At 64.0% G+C, this 16518-nt stretch carries 17 protein-coding genes and 1 pseudogene; 8 read left to right on the forward strand and 10 right to left on the reverse strand.

Annotation, left to right across the window (positions count from 1 at the left end; genetic code table 11):
* Nucleotides 1-89: 89 nt before the first annotated feature.
* The 3 genes from IVA82_RS20120 to IVA82_RS20130 form a co-directional block, all read right to left on the reverse strand.
* Nucleotides 90-1025, reverse strand: a complete 936-nt coding sequence (locus IVA82_RS20120; protein ID WP_247390089.1) for a glycosyltransferase family 2 protein — start codon at nucleotides 1023-1025, stop codon at nucleotides 90-92.
* Entirely contained in the window at nucleotides 1022-2167 is a 1146-nt protein-coding gene (locus IVA82_RS20125) for a hypothetical protein (RefSeq protein WP_247390090.1), read from the reverse strand. Before IVA82_RS20125 ends, IVA82_RS20120 begins: the two co-directional genes overlap by 4 nt.
* A 155-nt stretch (nucleotides 2168-2322) precedes the next feature.
* Complete coding sequence (locus tag IVA82_RS20130; RefSeq protein ID WP_247390091.1) at nucleotides 2323-2814, reverse strand: NUDIX domain-containing protein; 492 nt, start codon at nucleotides 2812-2814, stop codon at nucleotides 2323-2325.
* 92 nt (nucleotides 2815-2906) lie between these two features.
* Here IVA82_RS20130 and IVA82_RS20135 point away from each other — a divergent pair, with 92 nt between their 5' ends.
* The gene (locus IVA82_RS20135) at nucleotides 2907-3791 is read left to right on the forward strand and encodes a metallophosphoesterase (protein WP_247390092.1); all 885 of its coding nucleotides are present in this window, start codon (nucleotides 2907-2909) and stop codon (nucleotides 3789-3791) included.
* 97 nt (nucleotides 3792-3888) lie between these two features.
* Here IVA82_RS20135 and IVA82_RS20140 read toward each other — a convergent pair whose 3' ends face one another.
* From IVA82_RS20140 to IVA82_RS20150, 3 genes are all read right to left on the reverse strand, one after another.
* Complete coding sequence (locus IVA82_RS20140; RefSeq protein WP_247390093.1) at nucleotides 3889-4443, reverse strand: hypothetical protein; 555 nt, start codon at nucleotides 4441-4443, stop codon at nucleotides 3889-3891.
* Nucleotides 4444-4631: 188 nt separating this feature from the next.
* Nucleotides 4632-4841, reverse strand: coding sequence for a hypothetical protein (locus IVA82_RS20145; protein ID WP_008137787.1), 210 nt, complete (start codon nucleotides 4839-4841; stop codon nucleotides 4632-4634).
* A gap of 21 nt (nucleotides 4842-4862) precedes the next feature.
* The gene (locus IVA82_RS20150) at nucleotides 4863-6500 is read right to left on the reverse strand and encodes an isocitrate lyase (RefSeq protein ID WP_247390094.1); all 1638 of its coding nucleotides are present in this window, start codon (nucleotides 6498-6500) and stop codon (nucleotides 4863-4865) included.
* Between the two features lie 211 nt (nucleotides 6501-6711).
* On the opposite strand from IVA82_RS20150, the gene IVA82_RS20155 reads away from it, so the two are divergent.
* On the forward strand, nucleotides 6712-8157 hold the full coding sequence (locus tag IVA82_RS20155) for a short-chain fatty acyl-CoA regulator family protein (RefSeq protein ID WP_247390095.1): 1446 nt from the start codon (nucleotides 6712-6714) through the stop codon (nucleotides 8155-8157).
* Nucleotides 8158-8344: 187 nt separating this feature from the next.
* On the opposite strand, the gene IVA82_RS20160 is transcribed toward IVA82_RS20155, so the two are convergent.
* A complete protein-coding gene (locus tag IVA82_RS20160; protein ID WP_148743537.1) occupies nucleotides 8345-8638 on the reverse strand; it encodes an antibiotic biosynthesis monooxygenase in 294 nt (97 codons plus the stop codon).
* Nucleotides 8639-8870: 232 nt separating this feature from the next.
* Here IVA82_RS20160 and IVA82_RS20165 point away from each other — a divergent pair, with 232 nt between their 5' ends.
* The 3 genes from IVA82_RS20165 (at nucleotide 8871) to IVA82_RS20175 (ending at nucleotide 10633) form a co-directional block, all read left to right on the forward strand.
* Nucleotides 8871-9674, forward strand: coding sequence for a hypothetical protein (locus IVA82_RS20165; RefSeq protein ID WP_247390096.1), 804 nt, complete (start codon nucleotides 8871-8873; stop codon nucleotides 9672-9674).
* Between the two features lie 207 nt (nucleotides 9675-9881).
* Nucleotides 9882-10118, forward strand: coding sequence for a hypothetical protein (locus tag IVA82_RS20170; RefSeq protein WP_247390097.1), 237 nt, complete (start codon nucleotides 9882-9884; stop codon nucleotides 10116-10118).
* Nucleotides 10119-10282: 164 nt separating this feature from the next.
* On the forward strand, nucleotides 10283-10633 hold the full coding sequence (locus tag IVA82_RS20175) for a hypothetical protein (protein WP_247390098.1): 351 nt from the start codon (nucleotides 10283-10285) through the stop codon (nucleotides 10631-10633).
* Between the two features lie 172 nt (nucleotides 10634-10805).
* On the opposite strand, the gene IVA82_RS20180 is transcribed toward IVA82_RS20175, so the two are convergent.
* Both IVA82_RS20180 and htpX read right to left on the reverse strand, forming a co-directional pair.
* Nucleotides 10806-11447, reverse strand: a complete 642-nt coding sequence (locus IVA82_RS20180) for a tetratricopeptide repeat protein (RefSeq protein WP_247390099.1) — start codon at nucleotides 11445-11447, stop codon at nucleotides 10806-10808.
* Nucleotides 11448-11584: 137 nt separating this feature from the next.
* Nucleotides 11585-12520: a zinc metalloprotease HtpX gene (htpX, locus tag IVA82_RS20185; RefSeq protein WP_247390100.1), complete on the reverse strand. Its 936-nt coding sequence runs from the start codon at nucleotides 12518-12520 to the stop codon at nucleotides 11585-11587.
* 301 nt (nucleotides 12521-12821) lie between these two features.
* Here htpX and IVA82_RS20190 point away from each other — a divergent pair, with 301 nt between their 5' ends.
* The 3 genes from IVA82_RS20190 (at nucleotide 12822) to IVA82_RS20200 (ending at nucleotide 16193) form a co-directional block, all read left to right on the forward strand.
* Complete coding sequence (locus tag IVA82_RS20190) at nucleotides 12822-14123, forward strand: lytic murein transglycosylase (RefSeq protein WP_247390101.1); 1302 nt, start codon at nucleotides 12822-12824, stop codon at nucleotides 14121-14123.
* Nucleotides 14124-14412: 289 nt separating this feature from the next.
* Nucleotides 14413-14916: a DUF1993 domain-containing protein gene (locus tag IVA82_RS20195; RefSeq protein ID WP_247390103.1), complete on the forward strand. Its 504-nt coding sequence runs from the start codon at nucleotides 14413-14415 to the stop codon at nucleotides 14914-14916.
* Between the two features lie 173 nt (nucleotides 14917-15089).
* On the forward strand, nucleotides 15090-16193 hold the full coding sequence (locus IVA82_RS20200) for an alkene reductase (RefSeq protein WP_247390102.1): 1104 nt from the start codon (nucleotides 15090-15092) through the stop codon (nucleotides 16191-16193).
* Nucleotides 16194-16415: 222 nt separating this feature from the next.
* On the opposite strand, the pseudogene IVA82_RS49010 reads toward IVA82_RS20200, so the two are convergent.
* Nucleotides 16416-16518: pseudogene (locus tag IVA82_RS49010) on the reverse strand (RNA-directed DNA polymerase); the annotation flags it as partial.

The following is a 16518-nucleotide window of genomic DNA, read 5'->3' on the forward strand; positions in this document are numbered from 1 at the left end:
TGGCTCCGTTTCGCGTTCAGAAAACGCGGAAATACGGGAGGCGGGATAGCATCTGGACGTGCCAAGGTCCATCGCAGCTGCGCCGACGCTCAATTCCTTTTCAGCGCCGGTTGGGACAAATAGGCCAGCATCTTGATTTCCCGCCGCCCCCGCGTCACGGTATCGAGCACGAGCCCGGACGAGACCGACAACAGCGCCATGATCATCAGCCCCATCGACAGGACGGCGGTCGGCAGCCGCGGCACGAGGCCGGTCTCGATGAAGGTGATCGCGACCGGGATCGAGAGCACGATCGAAACCGCGGCCAGCAGGATTCCAATGGCGGCGAAAAAGCGCAGCGGCCTTTCCGCGCGATAGAGCTTCAGCATGGTGCCGAGGATACGGAAGCCATCCCGCCATGTATTGAGTTTGGAGAACGAGCCTTCGGGCCGCGCGTAGTAGGGCGTCTCGACCTCGGCGACCGGCAGCGACAGTTCCAGCGCGTAGACCGCGAGCTCGGTTTCAATTTCGAAACCATCCGACAGCACCGGGAAGGACTTGACGAAGCGGCGGGAGAACACGCGGTAGCCGGACAGGATGTCCTGGAAGTCGCGGCCGAATGTCCAAGCCAGGAAGCCAGTCAGCATGCGGTTGCCGGTCCGGTGGCCGAGACGATAGGCCGCCTGCGACTGGTCGATGCGAAGCCCGACCACCATGTCGAGATGCTCGTCGAGCAGCTTGTCGATCATACGCGGGGCGGTCGGCGCATCGTAGGTCGCATCGCCATCGACCAGGACGTAGACGTCGGCGTCGACGTCCGCGAACATGCGGCGCACGACGTGGCCCTTGCCCTGCCGTCGCTCGCTGCGCACGATGGCACCGGCGTCGCGCGCGGCGGCCGCGGTGCGGTCGCGCGAATTGTTGTCGTAGACGTAGATCTCCGCCGACGGCAGCGCTGTGCGGAAGTCGGCGACGACGCCCGCGATTGCCGTCTCTTCATTGTAGCAGGGCACCAGCACGGCGATCCGAAGTGACACGGTCGTCATCGCGGAATCGCCTCCAGGCTTGCCGGCTCGCGCCGAAGCGCCGCGGGCTCGTACGCATCTTCCGGCTGCATCAGCCAGGCGAACAATACGCTCCACAGCGACAGCATCGCGATCGGCACGACGTAATAGGGCGTGAAGATCGGGTGGCTCAGGAAGAAGACCAGGTTGACCGCGAGATTGCCGGCGACGACGAGTGCGACCTGCCGCACGCTGCCGATCAGCAACAGGCACACTGTCGAAGCGATGGCCAGCACGATCAGCACGAACTGCATGTCGCGCAGATATTGGCCGAGCACAGCGAAGTCGAAGGCCGGCGCGACCACGTCGGCGCTGCCGTAAGTCGTCGCAAGCGGACTGCCGGCATTGACGGCCTGGGCGATCAATGTCGGCGCAATGCCGACGAGCACGCCGGCAGCGAAACCGAGGCCCTGCACGAATGTGGCTGACGTGCGCGACCGCAGGAAGAGAATGCCGAGGAAGATGCAATAGCCGGCCACGAGCAGCGCATTCGGCAATCTGAAATTGACGGACGCGCCGAGCACGAGGCCGATCAGCGCAACCAGCAACACGCCGCGCCTGTCCCTTGTCAGCCATAGTGCTGTCAGGAATCCCGCGATGGCGCAGACCGCCATGGTCGGCGCAACCGAATAGCTCGCCTTCGCCGGGTTGATCATGAGATACATGGCAAGCGCGCCAAACACACCCGCCCCCACGATCGAAGGCGGCGTTCGCGCCATGAAGATGCCAAGCAGCGCAAGGCCGCAGACAATCAGGCTGGCGGCAAGGTAGAGCGGCACCACCTGGTGGCCTTCCGGAAAGAGCGCCAGCAGGAATCCGGTACCCGGCGGATATTGGATCACGATCTTGCCGTTCGGCATCGGATTGTGACAAGGCCAGCGGATCGGATCGCCCCATTCGGGAAACGCGATCTTCTTCATCTTGCCTTCGAAATAGCGATCGTAGTCTAACAGGGCATTGGTGTTGAGCCCACCGATGCCGAAGCGCTGGAACAGATGCGCCTGCCGGAGATAGCATATGTCATCATAGACCCCGCGCGCCTCGCTCCAGCGCGACATCGTGACGATGTTGCTGGCGAGGATCGCAAGGCAGATCAGGCCGAAGGCGAGCTTGGCAATCTTCATCCGGTTTCCGTGGCGTCCATTCGGGCGGGTTACGTGATGAAATTAGTTTCGGTTGGCTGTCAATGGTTCACCTCTCCCAAGCGGGGAGAGGTGTTCTGAGTTCTCGGCTCGCATCGGTTCAACCGAATCTCATCATGCTGTAGCACAGCCGGCCCTCACCGCCATGTCGCTGTCAGCGGCGCGCCGCCGAGCACTTCCGCGAGTCGCTGCCGCGTACCGGGCGTGGTATCCTCGGGCAGCGCGTCAGCCGGAAAGAATCCGCATTCGACGATCTCGCGGTTGGGCGCAGGCGGACGGTCCTGCTTGAAATACCTGACCACGTAGACGGCGACATGGTCGCGGCGGGAGACGTGGCTGTTGAGAAAGATGCCGTGCAGCACGGCCTCGCCGGTGAGATCGATATCGCCCTCCTCCTTGAGCTCGCGCCGCATCGCCTGCTCCATGTTCTCGCCCAGGTCGACGCCGCCGCCCGGCAGATGCCAGCCGGCGACGTAGCTGTGCTTGACCAGGAACACCCTGTTGCCGGCGTCCAGCACCACGGCGCGGACGCCGAGGGTCATGCCGCGGACGAGCAGGAAATAGGCATGGAGGACTCGCCGCAGCAGCGGCTCGCATTTCCGTCGTATGCGGTTCAGACGACCCCCCATCAGGCTCCCTTGACGTCCCCTTTTAGGCTTCCCTTGCGCGTTGCGAGCGACCTTGCCATTACAGCGGGCGAATAGCGAGGCAACCGCGCGTCATGGCACCTTTCACGCTCGCCCATTTGTCCGACCCGCATCTGCCGCCGTTGCCGCGGCCGCGGCTGTTGGAACTCGCGGGCAAGCGCGCGCTCGGCTACGTCAACTGGACGCGCAACCGCCACAAGTACCAGCGCCGCGAGGTACTCGACATGCTGGTCGCCGACATGCAGGCACAGGCGCCCGACCACATCGCCGTGACCGGCGATCTCGTCAATTTGGCACTGGAGGCTGAATTCGCGCCGGCACTGGCCTGGCTCGAAGGCGTCGGCCGGCCCGACCGCGTCACCGCCATCCCCGGCAATCACGACGCCTATGTCAGCGCGACGTCGCACCGCTTCGCAGAGACATTCCTGCATTACATCGCCGGCGACACGCCGGGCGCCGCGGCTTTCCCCGCTGTCCGCCGGCGCGGGCCCGTGGCGCTGATCAGCCTGTCTACCGCCGTGCCGACCCTGCCGCTGATGGCAACGGGCACGCTCGGGCGCGACCAGCTCGCAGCGCTGGAGCAGGTTCTCGTGCAGCTCGCGGCCGAGGACGTCTTTCGCGTGCTGCTGGTTCATCATCCCCTGAAGTCCGACGCGCGCCAGAAGCGGATGACTGACGCGACCGATTTGCTGGGGCTGTTGAAGCGCCACGGTGTCGAGCTAATCCTGCACGGGCACGACCATGTGCACTCGACGATGTGGTTCGACGGCCCCAACGGCAAGATCCCTGCGGTCGGCGTGCCTTCGGCTTCCGCGCTGGCACATGGGCGCTACCCGGCGGCAGCATATAATCTGTTCGCGATCGAGAAGGACAATGCCGGCTGGCGCTGCGAGCAGACGGTGCGCAGCCTCGATCATGGATTTCAGATCCGTCAGATCAAGCAGGCGCGGCTGATTTAGTTCTGCCGTCATTGCGAGCGCAGCGAAGCCATCCAGAATCTCTCCGCGGCGGCAGTCTGGATTGCTTCGTCGCTTCGCTTCTCGCAATGACGACGTCTCACCAGCTCCGCAAGGCCGCCAGCACGGCGACGCCGAACAGAGCGGCTGCGCCGAGGATGAAGCCGAACACGAACGGCCAGAAGCGGGAGCGGCGCGGCGGCGCCGCAACCGCGGGCTTCGGCTCGGGCAGGATCACCATCGCATGCTCACGCTCGATCATGCGGCGCGCGACATAGTCGGTCACGGCTTCGACGATCAAGGCGGTGTCGTGCGACTCCGCCAGCACGATGCGGCCAAAACGGCTGTCCTGGACGAAGCGGTACAACCGCTTGTCGCGGCCCATCACGATGTGGGCGACGACATCGATCCAGAGCCGCGGCGTGTCGCCCTGGCTGATGCCGCGGTCGAACAGGTCGATCTGCTCGGGAACCTGCGCGAACAGCGGATCAAGCGCGTCGTTCAGGATCTCGAGCCGCGCCACCTCGGCGTCCCTGAGATCAACGACGACACCGGTGCGGTCGGCGGCCTCGATTCGCGCCCGCAGCAGCGCGTCGCGCAACCGCACCGGGCGCGGCTGGCCGGGATGGGTCCCGCTGGTCTCAGGCTGTGACATTGTCGGCCTCGTCCTCACTCACCTCCGTTAACCTAGCAGCAACCACAACGTCCGCAAAGGGTCCATAAATCCAGATACTTACGGTGCCCACAGGCCGCTCTTGTGTGCCAAAAACAGACGATCCCACCCGGCTTGCGCCGGATGGGACCATCCGTCCTTGGACGTTTTCTTGTTAGTTTAGGCGGCCGTCAGGCCGAGACCCGCGACGGCTCTTCCACGATCGAGAAGCGGACGCCGGCCTTGTGGCGGTTCTCTTCCGAGACGGAGCGCCAGGCGTCCTCGGCTTCCTTTCGGGTCTTGAACGGACCCTGCACCTGGGCCGAGCCTTCCACGAGCTTGTGGAAGTTCATCGAGCCGAACTCACCGCCGATCACCCAGAAATTGCTGCCTTTGGTCATTGTCAGTCTCCTGCTACCCGGTTAGCCGAACTGGTTCATCGTGTTGTGCGCGCCGCCCGCCTTCAGAGCAGCCTCGCCGGCAAAATATTCCTTGTGGTCGTCGCCGATATCGGAGCCGGCCATGTTCTGATGCTTGGCGCAGGCGATGCCCTGGCGGATCTCCTGGCGCTGAACGTTCTTCACGTAGCCCAGCATGCCCTGCTCGCCGAAATACTCCCTCGCGAGATTATCAGTCGACAGAGCTGCCGTGTGGTAGGTCGGCAGCGTGATCAGATGGTGGAAGATGCCGGCACGCTTGGCTGAATCGGCCTGGAAGGTACGGATGCGCTCGTCGGCCTCGATGGCCAGCGGCGTATCGTCGTATTCCGGCTTCATCAGCTCGGCCCGATTGTACTTGCTGACATCCTTGCCGGCTTCCTTCATCGCGTCGTAGACCTGCCAACGGAAGTTGAGCGTCCAGTTGAACGAGGGCGAGTTGTTGTAGGCCAGCTTGGCATTCGGAATGACCTCGCGAATGCGGTCGACCATCTTGGCGATCTGCTCGATATGCGGCTTCTCGGTCTCGATCCACAACAGGTCGGCGCCGTTCTGCAGCGAGGTGATGCTGTCCAGCACGCAGCGGTCTTCGCCGGTACCGGGGCGGAACTGGTAGAGGTTGCTGGCAAGCCGCTTCGGACGCAGCATCTTGCCGTTGCGGTTGATGATGACGTCGCCGTTGCGGGCGTTGTCGGCCGTCACTTCCTCGCAATCCAGGAAGCTGTTGTACTGGTCGCCAAGGTCGCCCGGCTTGTGGCTGACGGCAATCTGCTGCGTCAGACCAGCGCCGAGCGAGTCGGTACGGGTGACGATGATGCCATCCTCGACGCCGAGCTCAAGGAACGCGTGGCGGCAGGCCCGGATCTTCGCCAGGAACACCTCGTGCGGCACGGTCACCTTGCCGTCCTGGTGGCCGCACTGCTTTTCGTCCGAAACCTGGTTTTCGATCTGAAGCGCGCACGCGCCTGCTTCGATCATCTTCTTGGCGAGCAGATAGGTCGCCTCCGCATTGCCGAAACCGGCGTCGATATCGGCGATGACGGGGACGACGTGGGTCTGGAAGTTGTCGATCTTTTCGATCAGCTCCTTCTCGCGGGTCTTGTCGCCTTCCTCGCGCGCCTTGTCGAGGGCGCGGAAGATGTCGTTCAGCTCGCGCGAGTCGGCCTGGCGCAGGAAGGTGTAGAGCTCCTCGATCAGTGCCGGCACCGAGGTCTTCTCGTGCATCGACTGGTCCGGAAGCGGCCCGAACTCGGAGCGCAGCGCCGCGATCATCCAGCCGGAGAGATAGAGATAGCGGCGGTCGGTGGTGCCGAAATGCTTCTTGATCGAGATCAGCTTCTGCTGCGCGATGAAGCCATGCCAGCAACCGAGCGACTGGGTGTACTTGGTGGGATCAGCATCATAGGCCGCCATGTCGGCGCGCATCAGCGCTGCGGTGTAGCGGGCGACATCCAGGCCGGTCTTGAATCGGTTCTGCAGACGCATCCGCGCCACGGCCTCGGCGGTGACGCCGTTCCAGGTCGGCTGTTTCTTGAGGAGCGCTTCGGCCGCCTCGACCTCGCTCTGATACGACGCCGGTCCCCGAATGGCTTGGTCGCTGATCCCGCGCGGTTGAAAGTTCATGTCATATCCCTTCGTACGTTCGACAATCTTGACAGTGCATTGCGAAATGCGTGGCAAGAGCTAAACGCGAGAAGGCGAAGTTCGTACAGAGGGCTTGCATTTGAATGGTGATGTCATGTAACATCAGTACATGTAATAGATGTCACTTTGTAAATATTGTAAACCTATAGGTCAGGATTGTATATCCTTGGCGCCTCGGGAGAACCCTTAAATGGCCGCCGATTCCGGGAAGAAATTGTTCGTCGGCCCGCGGTTCCGGCGGATCCGGCAACAACTGGGGCTGTCGCAGACCCAGATCGCCGAGGGGCTCGGGATCTCGCCGAGCTATGTCAACCTGATCGAGCGCAACCAGCGCCCGGTGACCGCGCAGATCCTGCTGCGGCTGGCCGAGACCTATGACCTTGATCTGCGCGACCTGGCGACGGCCGACGAGGACCGCTTCTTCGCCGAGCTGAACGAGATCTTCTCCGATCCGCTGTTCCGCCAGATCGACGTACCCAAGCAGGAGCTGCGCGATCTCGCCGAACTCTGCCCCGGCGTGACGCATGCGCTGCAACGGCTCTATGCTGCCTATACCGAAGCGCGCCAAGGCGAGACGCTGGCGGCGGCGCAAATGGCCGACCGCGACGTCGGCCCACGCTACGAGGCCAATCCGGTCGAACGCGTGCGCGAGCTGATCGAGGCCAACCGCAACTATTTCCCGGAGCTCGAGCAAGCCGCCGAAGCCTTGCGCGACGAATTGAACGTGCCGGCCGAAGGCCTTTACTCGGCGCTCGCCGCGCGTCTGCGGGAAAAACATTCGATCCAGACCCGCATCATGCCGGTCGACGTGATGCGCGAGACGCTGCGGCGCTTCGATCGCCACCGCCGTCAGCTCCTGATCTCCGAGCTGGTCGACCCGGCCGGCCGCGCGTTCCAGCTCGCCTTCCAGCTCGGGCTTGGCGAATGCGCGCAGCATCTGGAGGCTATCATCGGCCGCGCCGGCCCGCTCGACGACACACCGCGCCGTCTGTTCCGCATCACGCTCGGCAATTATTTTGCGGCCGCCGTGATGATGCCCTACCCGGCCTTCCTGGCCGCAGCCGAAGCGCTCAACTACGACATTCACCTCTTGGCGCAGCGCTTCAATTCCGGGTTCGAGCAGGTCTGCCATCGGCTCACCACCCTGCAGCGGCCAAACGCGCGCGGCATTCCGTTCTTCCTGCTGCGCGTCGACAATGCCGGCAACGTGTCGAAGCGCTTTTCGTCCGGCACTTTTCCGTTCTCGAAGTTCGGCGGCACCTGCCCCTTATGGAACGTGCACTCGACCTTCGACACGCCGGATCGCCTGCTCAAGCAGGTGATCGAGCTGCCCGACGGCACGCGCTATTTCTCGATCGCGCAGATGGTGCGCCGGCCGGTGGTGCCGCATCCGCTGCCGCAACCGCGCTTCGCGATCGGCCTCGGCTGCGAGATGCGTCACGCCGCGCGCCTCGTCTACGCCTCCGGCATGGACCTGGAGAAGACGGAAGGTGCGCCGATCGGCGTCAATTGCCGGCTGTGCGAGCGCGAAAACTGCGCCCAGCGCGCCGAGCCGCCGATCACGCGCACGCTGATCTTGGACGAGACCACGCGGCGGGTGAGCTCGTTTGCGTTTTCGAATGCACGGGAGCTGTGAGAGCGACTGCGTGTTTGGTGATAGATAGACACTACAAACTCGCCGTCGTCCTGGCGAAGGCCAGGACCATAACCACAAGATCTGGTTTGGCGAAGACGGGTCACCACGATCTCGCGCCACAACTTCTCCCTGGGGCAATGGGTCCTGGCTTTCGCCAGGACGACATGGGAGAGAGCCTGCGCTTGCCTCACGCCAGCGTATGCACGATCACCGGGCCTGCGGCGGCGCTTACGTGTCCGGCGAGCAGCGGACCCAGATCCTTCTCGATCCAGGCGATCGCGCGCCGATTGGCCTCCTCCGCCTGCTCGAACTTGTCGAAGATGGAGATCGCGGTCACCGTGTCGTCGCCGGCATAGACGACGTAGTAGGCCCGAAAGCCGTCGACGTCGCTGATGATCGGAACGGCGCCGTCCTTGATGCGGCGCGCCAGCTCTTCTGCGCTTCCGCTTTTTGCCTTGGCCTGACGGATGGCGGCATACATGGCATCCTCCTCCGGCTGCTTGACTAGGGGCTTGGTGCCCATCCCCTGATGTTACGCCGAAGCGCCGAGCCGGGATACCCTCCTTGGTTAACCCGGGACTAACCCGCCCCCTGCGGTCTGCAACGAACGATTAAGCACGCCTCAACATCGGCGCCTTAGTCTCGCCCCACTCACTTTTCGCAAACGACGATGGCCTATTCTGCCGCGCGAGAGTGACACCAGGGGGTTCATCATGCGCGTTGCGCTGCTGCTGACCGCGACCATTATCGGCGCGCTCTTCGCCAATGCGTCCAATGCCGGGCCGCTCGAAGCTGACGCAGCGCAGCCATTGCCGCCAGGCTTCCAGAGCTATCGCGGCTATATGTTCGACCTGTCGGAGAACAGCGACCGCAAGGACGTCGACAAGCTCACCGACAATCTGAAGCACCAGATCGATGTGGTCGAAGACGCCGGCCTGTCGCCGCGCGTGTTGCGTTTCTTCCGTACCGTGCCGATCGTCGCGAGCGAACTGGCCTGCCTCGACGAGGGCGCCGCAACCGCGTGTTACGGCCGGGTCGCCCCGAACGTCGAGCGCCGCGTTCCGCGCATGCTGACCGTGTGGGACCATGACAAGCAGCAATGGACCAATCCGAACGCCGTCGATCTCGCGGTCGATTCCGGGCTCGGCGTGATCATGCTGCGACCGGACATGATGCGTTACGAAAAGGAAGCCGTGCTGCTGCACGAGCTGTTGCACGCCTATCACGCCCGGCTGTTGCCCGATGGCTACGACAACAAGGGAGTTCAGGCCTACTACGCCTATGCCAAGTCCAAGGATGTCCTGCCCAAAGAAGCCTACGCGCTGAAGAATCACATGGAGTTCTTCGCCGTCACCGCCAGCATCTTCCTGGCCGGAAAGAGCGAATTCCACGATCCCAAGTCCCGCGAAACGCTCAGGGAGAAGATGCCGGACTACTACAAATATCTGGTCGGCGTGTTCGGCTTCGACCCCGACCGTCAGGCCGCGTCGAGCGGACCCGTCGCCTCGCTGAAGTGAGGCAGACGTAGCGCTCCTGCGCCAAAGCATACCACGGGCCGCGTCAACAACACGGCCCTGTTCTTTTCGCGCTGGAGAATGGCGATCGCCATCGGGCAAGCCTTACTCTCGCCGTGTGACAGACAGCACAGTCGATCTACGAAGTATCGGGCATCGTCCGCTTCACGGAGGCTGCATCGGGCAGCCTCGATTTGAAAGGCGCCTACCATGAGAAAGCTTGCTCTTTGCGCCATTGCCGCGCTCGTTGCCGTCACGACGCTCGTCGGCTCCGCCCAGATCTCTCCAGCTGCCGCCGGCGGCCTGGATTGGCTCGGTAACGATAATTACGTGCGCTGCCTGAAATATGTCAGCTCGCTCGCCCATGGCGATGCCGCTGCCTACGACCGCGGCCGCAGGGCCTGCAATCGACAATACTACCCCGGGCATGCCGGCTACGATTATTGAACCTTCGAGACGGACTGGACAAAAAGCCGCGTGAAAAGCGCGGCTTTCTTGTTTTGATAACCGGAAGATGCGGATGACGCGGGTCCGGGAATTGCCAAGGCAGGGGCTGATCTGCATAGTCCCGCGTATCGATTTGGTGACTGTTTCGAAGAGGATAGAAGAACATGGCGGACGCCGACCTGGATGTCGTGATCCGGCAACTGGCCAGACAAGCGCATACCGGCCTGATGACCCGTGCCAAGGAGCGGCGGGACCGCTTCAACGCACTGGCGGCCAAGGCCAAGGGCAAGGACACGAGCGCCCGCTTCAAGACGCTGGCCAAGGCGACCATGGAGCAGGCCACCGCGGCTGCCAGGCGCCTCCAGATGTCCGCCGACAACGTCGCCGACAGCTATGCACGCGCGATGCGGATCGCGGCCAACGCGCCGGTCGCCGTGAAGGCGGAGAAGAAGCCGGCAAAGGAGAAGCCGGTGAAGAAGGCTGCGAAGGCAAAGAAAGCGAAGAAGGCGAAGTAGTCGCGACTGGTGCCTTCACCTCGCCCCGCTTGCGGGGAGAGGTCGGATTGCATCGAAGATGCAATCCGGGTGAGGGGGAGTCTCTGCAGATCCGATTCTCACCATCTTCGCGGATAGAGCCCCTCACCCCGACCCTCTCCCCGTAAGAACGGGGAGAGGGAGAGAGCTCCTTTCACCTTCTCGGCGCGCCGATGCGGGTCGGCTCGGCGTTCGAGAGTTCGACGAGCTTCGCGCGGGCCGCCTCGCGCGTGCGGCCGTCCTTGCCGGTCGGCAGCGCCAGCGCCGCTTCGAAATCGGCGCGTGCGTCGTCGGCCTGGCCGCGGGCGATGAACGCCAGGCCGCGATCGAAGCGGGCCTGCGCATCCGACGGGTCGAGGCGGACCGCCGTGTTGTAGCTCAGGATGGCGCGGTCGAGATCGCCCTTGGCAGCGAGCGCAAGGCCGCGCTGGTGATAGGGCGCGGCGAGCTTGGGATCGAGCGCGATCGCCTCGTCGTAGTCGGCAATGGCGAGCTCCGGGTCCCCGTTCTGTCGGCGCGCGAGGCCGCGGTCGCGATAGAGCGAGGCGCGGTTGGGATTGAGGTGAATGGCCTCGTCGAAATCGGCGACCGCCCGACGCCAGTCGCCATGGCGCAACGCGATCCGTCCGCGCCCCTCATAGGCGAAGGCGATCAGCGAGCCGCGGAGCGGCGAGAAGCCGATCACGGCCGAGCAGATGTCGGGCTCGTCCTCGTCACCGCAATTGACAACGGTGTGCGTGGACAGGCCGATGAGCACGCCCAGGACGATCAGCAATGGCACCGCAGCTTTGGTCATCTTCGACGGTGGCCAGCGACAGGCCGGCCACGCCTCCCCTTTCGAAGCAATCATCTGGCAGCGGTGTTAGCATCGGCCTGAACGCTCCTGTGTGCGCCAGGTCACAAAGCCGGACGGTATTTGTAGCCGGGTCCGTATCAGCCCCAAGGACCACGCGACGACGAACGGCCCCACGGGCTTCGCGGCGGGTAGTTTTCATTGGCGCCGATCGACGCGGTCGCCTGCGCGCCGAGCTCGGCCGCGAGCCGCTGGAGCGCCGCGATGCGGTTCTGCGTCGAGGGATGGGTGGCGAAGAGATTGTCGACGCCGTGGCCCGACAGCGGGTTGATGATGAACATGTGCGCGGTCGCAGGGTTTCGTTCAGCCTCGAAGTTCGGGACCTGATGCGCGGCGCTCTCGAGCTTCACCAGCGCCGACGCGAGCCACATCGGCTGGCCTGCGATGCGTGCGCCGAGGTTGTCGGCGGCGTATTCGCGGGTGCGGCTGATCGCCATCTGCACCAGCATGGCACCGAGCGGTGCCAGGATCATCATCAGGATCGAGCCGACGATGCCGAGACCATTGTTGTTGTCGCGGTTGCCGCCGAAGAACATGCCGAACTGGGCAAGCATGGAGATCGCGCCGGCGATGGTCGCAGTAATTGTCATCAGCAGCGTGTCGTGATGCTTGATATGCGCGAGCTCGTGGGCGATGACGCCGGCGAGCTCCTCGCGGTTGAGCTGGTGCATCAGGCCGGTGGTGACGGCAACGGCGGCATTTTCGGGATTGCGGCCGGTTGCGAACGCGTTGGGCTGCGGCTCGTCCATCAGGAACACGCGCGGCATCGGCAGGCCGGCGCGCCCCGCAAGCTCGGCGACGAGACCGACCAGCTCCGGCGCGCTGGCACGATCGACCTCGTGGGCGCCGTACATGCCGAGCACCATGCGGTCGGAGTTCCAGTAGGTGAAGAGATTGGTCGCCGCGGCAATAACGAGCGCGATCATGGCGCCGGAGGCTCCGCCGATCAGGTAGCCGACACCCATGAACAGGGCGGTGAGGCCTGCGAGGAGGATTGCGGTACGAAAATAGTTCATGGCCGTCTCCCGGACCGGCCGTGGCCGCGGGAGGCGCGGCGGACCGGCGCTGTTGAGGTAGGGATGACCCCGCCCCGGCCGCAAGGTTTCATGGTGCGTCGCGGAGCCGCGGCTGTGTTCAACGTTGCTTTTCCGTCATGCCCGGGCTTGTCCCGGGCATCCACGTTCTTCGTCGATGCAAGGACCGAAACGCGTGGGTGGCCGGGACAAGCCCGGCCATGACGAAGGGATGGTTTGAGGCGCCCACTTCACATAAGCTTTCGCGAGATTCCACCGTGCCCTTCTCCCTGCCGGAAACCCCATGCTCCAAACACGCCTCGCGACCGCGGCCGTTGTCCTTGTCGCTGTTTCCTTTCCTGCCTCCGCCCAATTGCTCCCACCACCGGCAAAACCCGCCGCGCCCAAGGCGACTGCGCCGTCGCCCCGCGCGGCGTCGTGCCACAATGGCGCGAGCTTCGATCGCTTCCTGGCCGACGTGAAGCAACAGGCGGTTGCCGCCGGCGTATCGCAACGGACAATCGCGCAGGCCTCGCCCTACCTCGTCTACGACCAGGGCATCGTCAACCGCGACCGCGGCCAGCGCGTGTTCGGCCAGCTCTTCACCGAATTTGCCGGCCGTATGGCGGCGCCCTATCGCATGCAGAACGGCCAGCAGCATATCAAGACCTATGCGGCCGCGTTCGCGCGTGCCGAGAAGGAATACGGCGTGCCGCCGGCGGTGATCGCCGCGTTCTGGGGACTGGAGAGCGATTTCGGCGCCAACATGGGCAATTTGCCGACGCTGAAATCGCTGGTGTCGCTGGCCTATGACTGCCGCCGCTCGGAGATGTTCGTGAATGAGACCATCGCCGCGCTGAAGGTGATCGATCGCGGCGATCTCTTGCCCGACGAGATGATCGGCTCCTGGGCCGGCGAGCTCGGCCAGACGCAGTTTTTGCCGGTGCACTACGTCAACTATGCCGTTGACTATGACGGCGATGGACGGCGCGACCTCTTGCGCAGCGGACCAGACGTGATCGGCTCGACCGCGAACTACATCGCCAACGGCTTGAAGTGGCGGCGCGGCGAGCCATGGCTGGAAGAGATCAAGGTGCCGCAAAACCTGCCATGGGATCAGACCGATCTTTCGGTGCAGCAGCCGCGCTCGAAATGGGCGCAGCTTGGTGTCACCTATCCCGATGGCCGGCCGCTGCCGAACGACAATCTTGCGGCCTCCGTGCTGCTGCCGATGGGACGGACCGGGCCAGCCTTCATGGCCTATCCGAATTTCGCGGCTTACACCGAGTGGAATAACTCGCTGATCTATTCGACCACAGCGGGCTATCTGGCCTCGCGCATCGCGGGTGCAGCCCCGATGCGCAAGCCGTCCGCGCCTGTCGCGCAACTGCCGTTCAACGAGCTCAAGGAATTGCAGCAGCTCCTGGTCCGCGCTGGATTTAACGTCGGCAAGGTCGACGGCGTGCTGGGCCAGCAGAGCCGCGCCGCCGTGAAGGCGATGCAGATCAAATATAGCCTGCCCGCCGATTCCTGGCCCACCGCCGAGCTGCTCGCCCGCATGCGCGGCGCCACGGCGCAGGCGCAGCCAGCGGGCATGGTGCGGTAGAACGCCCCTCGCGGTCATGCCCCGGCTACGCCAAGGCTTCGCCGGGGTTGAGGTCTGGGGCGCCGAAGCTTTAGCGAAGGCGGCAGGCGGGGCATCCAGTACGCCGCGGCGTCTCGGCTCTATCACGGCCGCCGCGGCGTACTGGATCGCCCGGTCAAGCCGGGCGATGACAGCCGAAGAGAATTTTCGCACTGCACAGGCCGTGCGCGCGATTGTAATTTTCCTTCACGCTCCCATGTGTGGGGCTCAGGTTTCTCCTGAGATCCCCCACCATCGAAGCGAGCATCACATGTCCTTTTACGACGCCGTCGTCCCCGCCTATTTGCAAATGCTGAACAGCCTCATCGGCCTGCTCACCAAGGCAGAAGCGCATTGCGCGGCCAAGAAGGTCGACCCCGCCGTCCTGCTGGGCTCCCGCCTCTTCCCGGACATGCTGCCGCTGTCGAAACAGATCCAGCTCGTCAGCGATTTCGCCGCCAAAGGCTGCGCGCGGCTGACCCACAGCGAAGTACCCTCAAGCCCCGACACCGAGACGAGCTTTGGCGAATTGAAGCAGCGGCTGGCAAAGACGATCGACTACGTGAAATCGTTCAAGCCGGAGCAGTTCGAAGGCTCCGATGCCAAGGACGTCACCTTCCCGGCCGGTCCCGACAAATCCATTACCATGAAGGGGCAGCAGTTCCTGAGCGCATTCTCGCTGCCGAACTTCTATTTCCACGCCGCGATCGCCCACGGTATCTTGCGTCACAACGGCGTCGATATCGGCAAGCGCGATTTCCTCGGCGCGAACTGAGCTTCGATATATGGCCGCAGCGAAAACCCGCTGCCGTGACCCAAATTGCACATGAATTATGCTACGCGGACCTTGCCGCGTAGCTCGCCTGCACTTTCCGTATGGCTCTTCTCTTGCACTGGTTGCCGCAATGCACAAGTGTTCCGGACTTCTCATTGCCTGGAAGCAATCCCATGAGCCGTCCGACCAAATTGTTTGAGACCTACAAGCTCGGCCCGATCACGCTTGCCAACCGTTTCGTGATGGCGCCGTTGACGCGCAACCGGGCCGTGCCCGGCAGCTTCGTGCCGAGCCCGCTTGCCGCGGACTATTACGGCCAGCGCGCCTCCGCAGGCCTGCTGATCACCGAAGCGAGCCAGGTCTCGCAGCAGGGCCAGGGCTATCAGGACACGCCAGGCATCTACACCAAGGAGCAGGCCGCCGGCTGGCGCAAGGTCACCGACCGCGTGCACGAGCGCGGTGGAAAGATCTTCATCCAGCTCTGGCATGTCGGGCGCATCTCGCATGTCGCGCTTCAGGCCAATGGCGCAGCCCCGGTGGCGCCGAGCGCGATCCGCGCCAAGGGCAAGACTTTCGTTGGCGGCACCTTCGCCGACGTTTCCGAGCCCCGCGCGCTGGAGCTTTCCGAAATCCCAGGAATCATCGAGGATTTCAAGCGCGCGACGCGCTATGCGCTGGAAGCCGGCTTCGACGGCGTCGAGATCCACGGCGCCAACGGCTATCTGCTCGAGCAGTTCGCCAAGGACGGCACCAACAAGCGCATCGACGCCTATGGCGGCTCCATCGAAAACCGTGCACGGCTGATGCTTGAGGTCTCCAAGGCAGTTGCCGCCGAGGCCGGCGCCGATCGCACCGGCATCCGCATTTCGCCGGTGACACCGGCCAACGATATCTCGGATTCGAACCCGCAAGCCTTGTACGACCATATCGTCGATGGGCTCAGCACCCTGAAGCTGGTCTATCTCCATGTCGTCGAGGGCGCCACCGGCGGCCCGCGCGACATCGCGCCGTTCGACTATGCGGGCCTGCGCAAGCGCTTCTCCGGCGCCTATGTCGCCAACAACGGCTACGACTTCGATCTTGCGACCAAGGTGCTGGATGCCGGCGCCGCCGATCTGATCGCGTTCGGCAAGCCATTTATCTCCAACCCCGATCTGGTCGAGCGTCTGAAGAAGGGGGCCTCACTGAACGAGTGGGACAAGAACACGTTCTATGGCGGCGGCGCGAAGGGATATACGGACTATCCGGCGCTGGAGGCGGCCGAGGCGGCGGAGTAAGGCTGCGCGAACGCTTCATCCTCCGTCATTGCGAGGAGCCCTTGCGACGAAGCAATCCAGACTGCCTCTGCGGAAGGACACTGGATTGCTTCGCTACGCTCGCAATGACGATGTGGGTGCAGAGTGCGCTCCGCAATCGGCATAGGGGGCGACCTTGTGGGTCGCTCCCCTGCCACACCACCCGGCATGCGGGTCCGCACCGGGCGGTTCGAGAAGTTGAGGTCACGAGAGCCGGGGCAGTCCCAGCCGGTCCGACCAGTTCAGGGTCAACACGGCGTTGAGGAGCATGCCGCTGTTGCGCCACCAGCGACGGCTGTTGGCCGCT

This window comes from Bradyrhizobium sp. 142 (assembly GCF_023074015.1).
Lineage (GTDB): Bacteria > Pseudomonadota > Alphaproteobacteria > Rhizobiales > Xanthobacteraceae > Bradyrhizobium.

Coding starts and splice junctions, on each gene's coding strand:
- IVA82_RS20120 (WP_247390089.1), bottom strand. CDS start 1,025: ATGACGACCGTGTCACTTCGGATCGCCGTGCTGGTGCCCTGCTACAAT.
- IVA82_RS20125 (WP_247390090.1), bottom strand. CDS start 2,167: ATGAAGATTGCCAAGCTCGCCTTCGGCCTGATCTGCCTTGCGATCCTC.
- IVA82_RS20130 (WP_247390091.1), bottom strand. CDS start 2,814: ATGGGGGGTCGTCTGAACCGCATACGACGGAAATGCGAGCCGCTGCTG.
- IVA82_RS20135 (WP_247390092.1), top strand. CDS start 2,907: ATGGCACCTTTCACGCTCGCCCATTTGTCCGACCCGCATCTGCCGCCG.
- IVA82_RS20140 (WP_247390093.1), bottom strand. CDS start 4,443: ATGTCACAGCCTGAGACCAGCGGGACCCATCCCGGCCAGCCGCGCCCG.
- IVA82_RS20145 (WP_008137787.1), bottom strand. CDS start 4,841: ATGACCAAAGGCAGCAATTTCTGGGTGATCGGCGGTGAGTTCGGCTCG.
- IVA82_RS20150 (WP_247390094.1), bottom strand. CDS start 6,500: ATGAACTTTCAACCGCGCGGGATCAGCGACCAAGCCATTCGGGGACCG.
- IVA82_RS20155 (WP_247390095.1), top strand. CDS start 6,712: ATGGCCGCCGATTCCGGGAAGAAATTGTTCGTCGGCCCGCGGTTCCGG.
- IVA82_RS20160 (WP_148743537.1), bottom strand. CDS start 8,638: ATGTATGCCGCCATCCGTCAGGCCAAGGCAAAAAGCGGAAGCGCAGAA.
- IVA82_RS20165 (WP_247390096.1), top strand. CDS start 8,871: ATGCGCGTTGCGCTGCTGCTGACCGCGACCATTATCGGCGCGCTCTTC.
- IVA82_RS20170 (WP_247390097.1), top strand. CDS start 9,882: ATGAGAAAGCTTGCTCTTTGCGCCATTGCCGCGCTCGTTGCCGTCACG.
- IVA82_RS20175 (WP_247390098.1), top strand. CDS start 10,283: ATGGCGGACGCCGACCTGGATGTCGTGATCCGGCAACTGGCCAGACAA.
- IVA82_RS20180 (WP_247390099.1), bottom strand. CDS start 11,447: ATGACCAAAGCTGCGGTGCCATTGCTGATCGTCCTGGGCGTGCTCATC.
- htpX (WP_247390100.1), bottom strand. CDS start 12,520: ATGAACTATTTTCGTACCGCAATCCTCCTCGCAGGCCTCACCGCCCTG.
- IVA82_RS20190 (WP_247390101.1), top strand. CDS start 12,822: ATGCTCCAAACACGCCTCGCGACCGCGGCCGTTGTCCTTGTCGCTGTT.
- IVA82_RS20195 (WP_247390103.1), top strand. CDS start 14,413: ATGTCCTTTTACGACGCCGTCGTCCCCGCCTATTTGCAAATGCTGAAC.
- IVA82_RS20200 (WP_247390102.1), top strand. CDS start 15,090: ATGAGCCGTCCGACCAAATTGTTTGAGACCTACAAGCTCGGCCCGATC.